Here is an 11799-nt window from a genome sequence, read left to right on the forward strand (position 1 = left end):
ACCGTTAAAATACCGTATCTTTAAGAAACCGGTATGCAGCCGCAACCGGATTGCCACTTTTAAGGAACCCTGCATGAAAAAAACCGTCAAAACCCTATTGCTGGCTGCTGTGTTGACTTCCGGCCTCAGCGGCTGTGTTGCCGCATTGGTGGGCGGCGCCGCCGTCGGCGCCGAGTCTGGCCTTGACCGTCGCAGCACCGGCGCACAGGCCGACGATCAAGTGATGGAATTGCGCATCCGAAATACCGCGCTCTCTTATCTGCAAAATAATAATCAGACAACAGGCTATACCCCCCGTATTTCCGTTGTCAGCTATAACCGCCACGTCTTGCTGCTCGGTCAGGTGGCAGGGGAGCAGGAAAAACAATTTGTCGAGCAGATTGCACGCTCGGAGCAATCCGTTCAGGCGGTGTATAACTACATCGACGTTGCTTCGCCCGGCCGTACGTTTGGCGACGTGAGCGCGGATACATGGGGCACCACTAAAGTGCGCACCACCCTTCTGGGCATTCAGGGCGTTTACCCCGGCCGCGTGAAAATCGTTACTTACAACGGCGTTACCTATGTGATGGGCATCCTCACGCCGGAAGAGCAAGCGGCCGTTACCCAGAAAGTCAGCACGACTTCCGGTGTTCAGAAAGTGGTTACGCTTTACCAAACCTATCAGAAACCTTAATGTATGAAGGCACCCGTATCGGCGGATTGCATGCTTGCATTTTCCCGCATCAACGCCGATGCACTGCCTGTCTGAAAACCGCGGCGCCTAGAGCCGAAATAGCAAACCGCCGTGTCTATACGGCGGTAGTTCCATATAAAATGAGAAAAAAATGAACACTCAAAAAAACGGCTTCAAGCTGACTCCCGGCAAACTGTTGGCCATCGCGCTGCTGATTGTTGCGCTAATCGTATTTGCACTTGTCGGCAAAGTGGCCTATATGATGAGCCCTGCCACCAAAGAGTCGGTCAATCTTGATCAGAAAGCCGAGCCTTCATCAGCACCAAAAGTCGAATTATTGTCGCCCAACGGCGGGAAAAGTATAGTGGTAACCGTTGATGCCGCCTCGCAAGCGCCCAAGCCTGTTGAAGATGAAAGCCAAGAACAAGACGCGAATAACAATAAAGAAGATAAAGAAAACGCAGAAGCACGAGCCAGCCAGCCGGAAGAAGCCGGAGCCAAATCGCAAAGCGGTAACGATAATTCGCAGCAGGCACGCCGCCCCGCTGCCAAGCCGCAAGCGCAGCCGAAGAAAAATACCGAGCCGCAAGAGAATAGCGAGCCTGCCGCAGCACCGGCGCGGGTTGCACCGCAACAAGAAACGCCCGTGGAGCCGATTCACCGTTCTCGGGAACCTGCCGCACATATCGCCCCTGCTGAACGCCCCGTTCCTGCCAAACCGGCAGCACCCGCTGCCCAGCCGCGTCAGCAACGCGAAGTTATGGATAACCTGTTTTAATCTTATGGTATTAAAACAAAAAGCCTGTCTGAAAGATTTCAGACAGGCTTTCCTAACACTTTCACCAATCTAGGAAATACTTCTCCCGCGCGATTGCGAATGGTATTCGGCCAGTGCCATTTCACGTTGTTGCGCCTTTTGAGCCAATTCCTGCTCTGCCTGCCGAGACTGAGCTACGCTTTCTCCTATGGGCGTTGCAGCCGCTTGGGCAGAATCTAAAGAAGCATAGCTCAAAACACCTTGGGGTGTTAAATGCCCTACGGAAAGCAGACCGTCTTCCCTGATATGGAGCGATTGCACATGAGGAACGCGTTCCCGATAAGCGGCAACACCGATTGCTGCCGCCGTTTTATCCGCATCGGCTTCGTTATAAGCAATGCCATGTTTGTTATAAAAACCAACTAGATGCGTCTTACACTCTTCGTAAAGTTGCCGTGCCTTTTCAGGCATATCAGTAAGACCCAATGCAGGGGCGGTTTGGGTGTTATTTTCCATTAATGGCGGAATAACGCTTTTCTGGATTTCCCGCATAAATATTTCAGAAGAAGTGGGGATAGAGCGCATGATGTCGTAAGCTTTATTGGCTTCATTAACGCCATGAGAGAGGCCGTTTTTGAGGGCTTTTATATCACTGCGAAAATCTTGAATCATCTTTTCATTATCGTCCGCCAGTGAGCGGGCATGACGGTAGTTGAGTCGGGATAGGATTGAATCGGAGCCGGTAAAATTTTTTATCCCGTGGGCTGGCAATGTATTGGTCAAGCTGGCGCTGATTGCCGTAGGTGTCGGAGTATCGCGCTCATTGTTATAGCCGTATGCTTTCAACGGAGCGAGGTCTTTCTCTGTAGCCAACACCACCACTCTGCCGTAATGGGGGTTTGCAGCGGATACTACATCGGAAGCCTTCACATAAGCCGTTAATCGACCATTGTCTTTTTCGGGAACGCCGTGAAGGCCTGCCGCTCCGTAACCGTTAAAGGTTACCCCTTCCATCAAAATCCCTTTTTCTTCAAAAAGATGAACCTGTATTTCGGTATGAGAACCGCCTAGTGAATGACCGGTTTGTTCTACTTTGGGTTTGGGCTTTTGAGGAAATCTTTTATGGAATTCCGTTGCTAACTCTAACGCTCTTATTGTTAGTTGAGTTGCCTCTGCTGTTTGGTCATTGACCTGTTTAAATACCATTTTTAAATCAATTATGCCATCTTTAAGCGAATCTGTTCCACGATGGACTGCAAGAATAGTGGACGTTGCAACATCTTGATAAACTGCACCATAATAACCAGTTTTAGATGGCTCGCTGATAGCTAAAACCTTATAATTATTCCCATTAATATTAATTTTACTATGGCCTTTAGTAACAGTTCGTGTTTTATAAACATCATCAGATAAGTCTGCATATTGCTGTTTGGTTAATTCGGTCATTATTTTATTTCCTCTATGCTGATAATAACGTTAAATAAATTTTTACGTTGCTCATCGGTGTACATATTTAGAGACTGTTGCAGAACACCATCATCAGTTATGCTATTATCATATATAGAGCCATCATCATTTTTATAATATGGATACCCACCCTTCCAGTAATACTTAGTTATTGTTCTTTTTTCAATCAAATTTTCTATAATATCTCCAATACTAAATCCAGTTTCTTCCAATTTTCCTGTTGCTTTAAATAAAGTAGAAAAACCATAAGGCTTCCAATGGCATACTCCATTACCAAAATAGTCTTCATCCTGAATCGCATCCAGAAAAATAACAGTTTCATATTCATTCTGTCCAATTTGCTGAATTTTAGTTTGTAGGTCTTTCTCTGGTTTTGCAGTTGCTCCCTCCAATTTATTAATTATGTATGAACAATTATCAGCTAAATAACCTACATCCATATCTCCCATTAGTTTCAAAGGCCCGGGCGCATCATTGATTTTAATTTTAATGCGATAGGCTTTTGTAGGGTGGGGATTGAGTTGGAAACGCTTTTCAGTTTGCTCTTGAATACTCATACGGTTCTCCGACCCGCCGCAGGCGCTCAGGCTGGCGGCGGATAATAAGACTGCGGTTAGAAGGGAAGTAAAGGGTTTCATAAAGGCTCTTTCTTTACGAATGGATAATCACGCTATTCGAGATTTTCAGACAGCCTGATTATCAATCCGTTCGATAAATAAGGCTTTTGATAGGAAGCGAGCATTTTGTTGTCTTGTAGTCATGACTTCATTTCCTCAAGAGTAACAGTTATATTGAATAAATTTTTACGTTGTTGGTCAGTATAATATTTATTTAGTGATTCAGATTGTATGCCAGAGTCGACCATAGTGTTACTTTCGTATATTGAACCATCTTCATTTCTATAATATGGATAGCCACCTTTCCAATAATATTTAGTTAATATTTTATTTTCAATTAAGTCTGTCAAAATTCCCCCAAAACTAAAACGAGTTTCTATAGGACTTCCTGTCGCTTTAAATCCAAAGCCATAACCTTCTGGTCTCCAGTGGCAAACACCTTGCCCAAAATAATCTTCATCTTGCATCGCATCTGTATAGACAATAGCTTCATACTCAAATTCTCTAACTTGGCTGATTGGAACTTCAATAGCTTTTTGAGGCTCAGTCGATACACCTTCAATGTTGTTGATGACATAGGTGCAATTTTTTGCTACATAATCTAGTTCTAGCTGTCCCATCAGTTTCAAAGGCCCGGGCGCATCATTGATTTTGATTTTAATGCGATAGGCTTTTGTAGGGTGCGGATTAAGTTGGAAACGCTTTTCAGTCTGCTCTTGAATGCTCATACGGTTCTCCGATCCGCCGCAGGCGCTCAGGCTGGCGGCGGATAATAAGGCGGCGGTTAGAAGGGAAGTAAAGGGTTTCATAAAGGTTCTTTCTTTACGAATGGATAATCACGCTGTTCGGGATTTTCAGACAGCCTGACTGATTTTAAGATAGAACGATTGATAAGTATTTCATATCGGATTATCGGTATTTTGCTCAATCAATTAACGGTATATGGTAGCAGCAGCTCGGGTGTTTTTTGGAAGTATTAAATATGATGAACCACCAGTTTTTTGCCGCGATAATCCAATACGTCGACATCCATTTCAAATAAATCGCGAATATTGGCGGTGGTAAACACATCGTTCGGCGAGCCGGCAAATACGATGCGGCCGCTTTTCATGGCGATGATATGGTCTGCGTAAGCGGCGGCCTGGTTGATGTCGTGCAAAACCACAACGGTGGTGCGTTGTTGCTCGTGCGTTATCCGGCGCAGTAGATGCATTAGGCTGCGGGCGTGATACATATCCAGATTATTCAAGGGTTCGTCGAGTAAAACATAATCGGTGCTTTGGCAGAATACCATGGCAATCATCGCTCTTTGGCGCTGGCCGCCGGAGAGTTCGGTTAGGTAGCGGTCGGCCAGCGCTTCCAGCTGGAATTCGATTAGCGCGTTGTCTACGATTTCTTGATCTTCCTGGCGTGGGCGGCCTTGGTGGTAGGGATAGCGGCCGAACATCAGCAAATCGCGCACGCTGATGCGGCTGTGCAGATTGTTTTCTTGCGTGAGAATAGAGATTTTTTTGGCTAGTTCGGCATTGGGCGTATCGGCAAGGCTGATGCCGTCATAGCTGATGCGGCCTTGTTGCAAAGTTTGCAAACGTGCCATAAAGGAAAACAGGGTGGATTTTCCGGCGCCGTTGGGGCCGATAAGCGCGGTAATGCCGTCCGAAGGAATCTCAAGGCTGATGTTATCTAAAATGGTTTGGTTGCCGATTCGGAAACCGACGTTTTCAATTTTAATCATGATGCTTTTTTCCGCAAGACTAAATAGAGGAAGACCAATCCTCCTGCAAATTCAACCACCACGCTCAGCACGGCCTGCATATTTAACAAATGCTCGAATACAAGTTGGCCTGCCACCAGCACCAGCGCGGCGATGGTTGATACTAGAGGAATGCGCAGGCTGTGATGCACGGTGCGGGCGAAGTGGTTGGCCAGTGCGCATACTAAAAGGCCGAAAAAGCTGACAGGGCCGACCAGAGCGGTGGATGTGGCGACCAGCAGGGCAATCCACGTGAGAATCCATAAAGTATTGGTTGGATAGCGGATGCCGAGGTTGATGGCTTGGTCGCGGCCGAGCAGGTAAACGTCCAGTTTGAAGCGCTGGCGCCAAATCGCAATGGTGCTCAAGCCGATAATGACGGCGCTGATTTTCAACAGATCATGGTTGACCGTATTGAAAGTGGCGAAGGAGTTGGCTTGAACAATGGCAAATTCTTCGGGGTCGATTAAGCGCTGCATCAGGCCGGTAAGACTGCGGAAAAAAATGCCGAAAATCACGCCGATTAAAATCATACGTGTCAAATCGCCACCGCCTTGTCGCAACAGCATCTGAAAGAGTAAAAGCGAGCCTGCAACCATGGCGATTAAGGCGATGACGAATTTCAATGAAGGAGAAAGCTGCGTGTAGCCGAGGCCGCCGATGAGCGCAACCATCAAGGTTTGCAGAAATACATATAAAGAATCGAACCCCAGAATCGATGGCGTTAGAATGGGATTGTTGGTAATGGTTTGAAAAAGCAGGGTGGAAACGCCGATGGCATAGGCAACCAGAATCAGAGAAGCCAGCTTGCCTGCGCGCAAAGGTAAGATGAAATTCCATTGCCCGTTGGCATTAATGGTAAGAAAGAGCACCGAAGCGATGACGAGCAGGGTTAAAGATATCCAGACGGGGCGGAAGGTGTAGGATTTACGCACGTTTCGGCCCTTTCATCAGCAAATACAAAAACAGCGCCGTACCCGTTATGCCGAAAATGGTGGAAACCGGAATCTCGAAAGGGTAACGGATGACGCGCCCGATGATGTCGCACAATAAAACCAGCGCCGTACCGAGTAGCGCGACCGAGGGTAGGCTGGTGCGCAGTTTGTCGCCCATCATGCGCGAAACGATATTGGGTACGACCAAGCCGATAAACGGGATATTGCCAACGGTTACCACCACCAGCGAGGTAATCAAGGCCACGATAAACAGGCTGGCCCAGAGGATGACTGTACGGTTTAATCCCAGATTCACAGCAACGGTTTCGCCGAGGCCGATGATGGTGAGCTGGTCGGCAATGAAATAGGCCAGCAAGGCCAGAATGCCGGCGAACCATAATAATTCGTAGCGCCCGAGCAATACGCCGGAAAATTCTCCTTGCTGCCATACGGCCAAAAGTTGCATTAAGTCTTCTTCATAGGCGATAAACACCGCCACCGATTCAATTACGCCGCCGAATACGATGCCGATTAATGGAATCATCAAATGTGCCGAGGGCGGCAGTTTGCGGGTTAAGGCTAGAAAAAGCAGCATGCCCAAAACGGCAGCTAGCGCGGCGGCCGACATTTTGGTAATCAACGCAGCGGCCGGGAAGAAAACCGCCATTAAAAGCAGGCCGAGCGCGGCACTTTGGCTGGCGCCGACCATCGAAGGCTCGACAAAACGATTGCGCATCAGAATTTGCATAATCATGCCGGCCACGCCGAGCGATGCGCCGGTCAACACGATGGCGAGCGTGCGTGGCAGGCGGCTGACCATGAGAAGCTGCATATCGTCAGACCAGTCAAACACATGCCGCCATGAAAAATCCGCCACGCCGACCGACAGGCTGACAACGAATAAAAACGCAACGACAGTGGCGCTGATTAAATTTAGAGACAGGGCTTTTTTCAACATAATGGGTAATAGGGAATAGGGAATAGGGTCAAGGAGAATGCCTGTCTGAAAAATAGTATGGCTGAGTTAAGCCGTTTTCTATTTTTCAGACAGGCATTACTTTTCCTTTCCTTTTGTTGCTATTGCGTATTGCCAAGTTGCGGCTAACCAGTGATTACTTGGCCGCTTTCAACGCATCGCTGACTTGTGTTGTGGCATCAATTAATTGTTGCGCACCACCGGCTGCCAGATAATTCGACGGCAATAGGTAAACGACCTGACCTTTTTTCCACGCATTGGTTTCTCTTACCAAAGGATTATCCAGCACTTTTTGCGCTGCAGTGCTGGCATCGCCTTGGCCGATGGCGGCGCTGCGGTCGAGCACAAACAGCCAATCGGGATTGACTTGTTTGATGTATTCAAACGAAGCAGGCTGACCGTGAGTGCCTTCTTTGATTGTCGAATCCGCTACAGGAACGCCAACATCTTTGTGAATCCAACCGAATCGTGAATCCTGACCGAAGGCGGATACTTTGCCGGCATTGGCTAAAATAACCAGACCCTTGCCTTTGCCTTCTGCGGCGGCTTTCGCTTCTTTGAAGGTTGCGTCGATTTTTGCTTTCAAAGCCTCGGCTTCTTTTTCTTTGCCGAAAACTTTAGCAAACGCATCAATGCGCGATTCTGCGCTGACGCGCATATTTTTTGTGTCGGCGGTCATTTCGATGGTCGGTGCAATCGCATTAAGCTGGTCGAACGCCTTGGCCGTGCGCGAACCGATAACGATTAAATCGGGCTTGAATGCATTGAGCGCTTCGTAATTCGGGTCGAATAAGGTACCAACTTTCACACGGTCTTTATGAGCCGCTTCCAAGTTGGGTAAAAGAAGTTTTTCGACAGTGGCGTCGACATGCACGCCCAGCGCATCCAAAGTATCAAGCATCCCCAAATCATATACGGCGATGCGCTGCGGGTTTTTCGGCACTTGAGCCGAGCCGCGAGCCGTTTCGATGGTCACGGTTTCTCCGGTAGGCTGTGCTGCGGCAGGCGCTGAAGCGGATGCCGATGCGCCTGAGGCCGGTGCTGATGAAGGATTGGTGTTTTGGTTGCTTTGCGGCGAGCAGGCAACCAAAGCGGTTAAGCATAATGAAAGGGCGGAAAAGCGAAATTTCATGACTTAAGACTCCTAATCGAGGATGGTTTTTCAATGTTGTTTTATACGTGAGGATGGCAATTTATAGTGTTTATTCAGCTTTGGCAGAGTCAGGGTTCAAGTCCGCATTGTAAACGAAAATCTGCTTGATGCCGTCGGCCAGGGCGGAGAAAGCGCTGGCTGAATGCGTTTCTTTCGGGTAAACCACGGTTTCGACCCGCATGGCTTCTTTGGGCAGTGCCGCAAACCGTTTGCCGGTTTGCAGTAAATGATCGACCATACGGCGGTTTTGCAAGATGGTTTGCCGCTCTCGTGCGCCGTTGAGATGCGGTGCGAGCGTCTGTTCATATTCGCCTACGCTCAGGCGTACGTTTACCGGCGATTGTGCCTGCCGTTGTTTTGCCAGAAAAGCGGGCAGATCTTGCAGGATGCGTTGCTGGTTCCACCAGAAAGAAGGGCTGGCAATCAGATAGTTTTGAAAAGTTTCGGTATGGTTGAATAATACATAAAGGCCGAACAGGCCGCCGTAAGAATGACCGAACAGCGTTTGTTTTTTAGAGTTGCCTCCGAATTCACGGGTGATTTGAGGCTGTAACTCGGTATGCAGAAAGCGCCAAAAGGCTTCGGCGCCGCCGAATTTTTTGTTGGTTCCGTCACCCGTCTGGGCGTAGCTTGTTGAGGGCGGGGTGTAATCTTCGGCTCGTGAAGCATTATCAAATATTTTGCCGCCAGGATAGCCGACGGCAACAATCAGCAAAGGTGTGGCGTGGTTTTCCTGAGCGCGCATTTCAAGCCCTTGTGCGACGGCGGCGGCCATCGGGAAATAGGCGTCTCCGTCAAGCAGATAGAGTACGGGATAGCCGCTTGCGGGTTGTTTGCCGACGGCGATGGTTTGAATGCGGTAGGTTTTGCTGTTGGTTTTGCTTTGATAAAGCCATTCTTGCGCTTGGGGCAGCAGGGCCGGGTGACGGATGCTTTCCTGGGCGGAAGGAGCAGCATGGATTTGCGGAGAATTCATGATGAGGGCGGTGCTCAGAATCAATAGGGTGGGAAATTTCATTGGGATATTGGCAGTGCTTGTGACGCTTAGATAGTAATAGTAGGCAGTGTGTTTTTGCAAACAGGCCTGTTGAGATAACAGGCCTGTCTGAAAAGCTTAGAAGCCGACTTTCAAGCTGCCGAAGAACGAGCGGCCGTGTTCGTTATAGCTGGCGGCGCTGCTGTTGCTGGCGGAACGGTACAATTTTTTGTTGAACAAGTTGTTGATGCCCAGGCGCAGGTCGATGGTTTTGGTAAAACGGTAGCCTGCGTTGATGCCGACCAAGGTATATGGTTTCACGCTTTCAAATGATAAGCCGGAATTTGGAGACGCCTCAATATTATTACGTACCACTGTACGCGGCCGCTGCTTGCCATAACGGGTAACAGTCAGTGCGGCATCCCATTTTTCAGTGGGCTGCCAGTTTAAGCTGGTGTTGATGGTATATTTAGGAATTACCGATAAGGGATTGCCGGTATCTTTGTTGATGGATTTGCGCATATAGGTGAAATTGGTTGTCCATTTCAAGGTTTCATGCAGAGGCAGGGTCAGGTTGCCTTCCAAACCTTCCACCAGCGCTTTTTTGGCGTTGGTCCATTGATACAGATAGTTTTCTATGTCACTAAAAGCGATGGGATTTTCTCCGGCAATGATTTTATTGCGGTAATCATTATGGAAATAAGCCAGCGATGCTTGGTAGCCGTCTCGCGCAAATTCAAAGCCCAATTCTTTATTGATACTGGTTTCCGGTTTTAAATCTTTATTGCCGATTAGGTAACAAACATAACCATTGGGTCCGGTCAGAGTTCCTACTGTGCAACCGTTGCCTCGGGTGTACAGAATGTAATTGGGGTTGCTTTGATAGAGATTAGGGGCCTTGTAGGCGCGGGCAATGCCGCCTTTGATAGCCCAATCGCTGTTGATTTTTTGCACGAAGTTTAGAGCAGGGCTCCAGTTATTACCCGAGTTGCTGTTGTGGTCGAAACGCAAAGCGGGAATCAACTGGGTTTTTTCGCCGATGGAAATGTGGTCTTCCGCATACATGGCCCAGTTTTTCTGGCTGGTGTTGCCGCTACGTACAGCGCTAATACCTGCAAACACATCAGTAATACCTTTGGATGCATTAGCTCTTCCCGGGTCAGTAAAGCCTTGACGTGCAGAAGAAGGGTCGCTCAAACGGTCATCGGTATATTCCATACCAACTGTAACGACGTTGGGTACGCCCAATTCAAACGGAATATTGGCTTCTGCCGACAGGCGTTTGGTTTTCAAAATGCTGTTAACAAAATCGCCGCCTTGGGTATATTGGCCTTCCGGGCCGCCGGTCAAGCCTTCTTCTAAATGGTTGTTGGCGGTTCGGTCGATTTGCGCAATCACTTTCGTATCGCCCCAGTCCCAGATGCCTTCATGAGTCAGCGCGTGGCTGGTGCGTGAAAGCTGGCGTGTTTTCGAGCCGTAAAGCGATCGGGTGTATGCATTTGGGTTGTTGTTTTGGTTGTCACCCGAATAAATATTGCTTTGGCGGTTGTAGCTGCTGTCTAAAGTTAAAGTTTGGGCCGGTGTGATTTTCCACGCCAAACGACCTGCGATATCACGATTGCGTACACCTTCTTGGCCGGCACCTTGCGTTGTGGTGGTCACTGTGCGACCGCCACGGGTTGTGGTTGAAGTTGCAATCGAGTTGATGTTTTCGGCATCGGCGTCGGTTTTATTGGCGCTGCCGTAAACGCGGAATCCCAGCACATCTTGAATAATAGGGCCGCTCACATTGAAGCCGATGCGGTTGGTTTTGCCTTCTTCGCTGTCTTGAGGCCGGTTGGTATAGAGGTTCAGGCTGCCATGCAGCTCTTTGCTGACTTTTTTGGTCACGATATTAACCACGCCGCCTGCGGCACCCGAACCGTAACGCGCCGCCGCAGGGCCTCGCAATACGGTGATGGATTCGATTTCTTCAGGCGGAACCCAGTTGCTGTCGCCGCGGGTGTTGCGCTCGCCGCGCCAGCTGTAGCGTTCGGCATTGCGGGAGGTAACGGGACGTCCGTCAATCATAATCAGTGTGTTTTCCGGCCCCATGCCGCGAATATCAATCTGGCGGTTGTTGCCGCGCTCGCCTGAAGCCGTGTTGCCGGTTAGGTTAACGCCGGGCATGGTGCGGACGATGTCTGAAATATCGTTGATGGCGGGGTGTTGTTCTAAATCTTTGGCTGTGATTTTCGATACGCCTAAAGATTGATGTAGCTGGCGCTCGGCCGTAACGTAAACTGTTCCCACGTCTGTTGCGTCGGAAGCGGTTTCATCTGCTGCTTGGCTGAAGGCTGAGCTGAGTGCCATCGGGAGAATGGCAAGAATAAAAAGCGGCTTTTCGGTTGGTAAGTGCATAGTAAAAATCCTTGGCTTAAGTGAGAGAGTAATTAATTTTGGGGCTGTCCTAGATAACTAGTACAAATCATGCTTTACTAATTGTTTTA

The 11799-nt window shown here is 48.8% G+C and carries 11 protein-coding genes; 2 read left to right on the top strand and 9 right to left on the bottom strand.

What is annotated here, in order from left to right; translation table 11 throughout:
- Positions 1–73: 73 nt before the first annotated feature.
- Both Q4A84_RS10400 and Q4A84_RS10405 read left to right on the top strand, forming a co-directional pair.
- Complete coding sequence (locus Q4A84_RS10400) at positions 74–676, top strand: BON domain-containing protein (RefSeq protein WP_303088865.1); 603 nt, start codon at positions 74–76, stop codon at positions 674–676.
- Between the two features lie 151 nt (positions 677–827).
- Positions 828–1454 (top strand): hypothetical protein, encoded by a 627-nt coding sequence (locus Q4A84_RS10405; RefSeq protein WP_303088866.1) that lies wholly within the window; start codon positions 828–830, stop codon positions 1452–1454.
- 69 nt (positions 1455–1523) lie between these two features.
- Here Q4A84_RS10405 and Q4A84_RS10410 read toward each other — a convergent pair whose 3' ends face one another.
- The 9 genes from Q4A84_RS10410 to Q4A84_RS10450 all read right to left on the bottom strand — a co-directional run bounded on the left by Q4A84_RS10410 (position 1524) and on the right by Q4A84_RS10450 (position 11710).
- Positions 1524–2447 carry a hypothetical protein gene (locus Q4A84_RS10410; protein WP_303088867.1) on the bottom strand — a complete coding sequence of 308 codons (924 nt, stop codon included), beginning with the start codon at positions 2445–2447 and terminating at the stop codon, positions 1524–1526.
- A 431-nt stretch (positions 2448–2878) separates the two neighbouring features.
- Positions 2879–3538 carry a hypothetical protein gene (locus Q4A84_RS10415; RefSeq protein WP_303088868.1) on the bottom strand — a complete coding sequence of 220 codons (660 nt, stop codon included), beginning with the start codon at positions 3536–3538 and terminating at the stop codon, positions 2879–2881.
- Positions 3539–3657: 119 nt separating this feature from the next.
- Complete coding sequence (locus tag Q4A84_RS10420) at positions 3658–4326, bottom strand: hypothetical protein (protein WP_303088869.1); 669 nt, start codon at positions 4324–4326, stop codon at positions 3658–3660.
- A gap of 167 nt (positions 4327–4493) precedes the next feature.
- On the bottom strand, positions 4494–5252 hold the full coding sequence (locus Q4A84_RS10425; RefSeq protein WP_303088870.1) for an ABC transporter ATP-binding protein: 759 nt from the start codon (positions 5250–5252) through the stop codon (positions 4494–4496).
- Positions 5249–6205 (bottom strand): iron chelate uptake ABC transporter family permease subunit, encoded by a 957-nt coding sequence (locus Q4A84_RS10430; protein WP_303088871.1) that lies wholly within the window; start codon positions 6203–6205, stop codon positions 5249–5251. The genes Q4A84_RS10425 and Q4A84_RS10430 overlap by 4 nt, the downstream gene beginning before the upstream one ends.
- Entirely contained in the window at positions 6198–7163 is a 966-nt protein-coding gene (locus tag Q4A84_RS10435; RefSeq protein ID WP_303088872.1) for an ABC transporter permease, read from the bottom strand. The genes Q4A84_RS10430 and Q4A84_RS10435 overlap by 8 nt, the downstream gene beginning before the upstream one ends.
- Positions 7164–7317: 154 nt before the next feature.
- Positions 7318–8313, bottom strand: coding sequence for a siderophore ABC transporter substrate-binding protein (locus tag Q4A84_RS10440; protein WP_303088873.1), 996 nt, complete (start codon positions 8311–8313; stop codon positions 7318–7320).
- 70 nt (positions 8314–8383) lie between these two features.
- Positions 8384–9412, bottom strand: a complete 1029-nt coding sequence (locus Q4A84_RS10445) for an alpha/beta hydrolase (protein ID WP_303088874.1) — start codon at positions 9410–9412, stop codon at positions 8384–8386.
- Positions 9413–9448: 36 nt separating this feature from the next.
- Entirely contained in the window at positions 9449–11710 is a 2262-nt protein-coding gene (locus Q4A84_RS10450) for a FepA family TonB-dependent siderophore receptor (protein WP_303088875.1), read from the bottom strand.
- Positions 11711–11799 lie beyond the last annotated feature (89 nt).

It is taken from the genome of Neisseria sp. (assembly GCF_030527965.1).
In the GTDB taxonomy this organism is placed as follows: Bacteria; Pseudomonadota; Gammaproteobacteria; order Burkholderiales; family Neisseriaceae; genus Neisseria.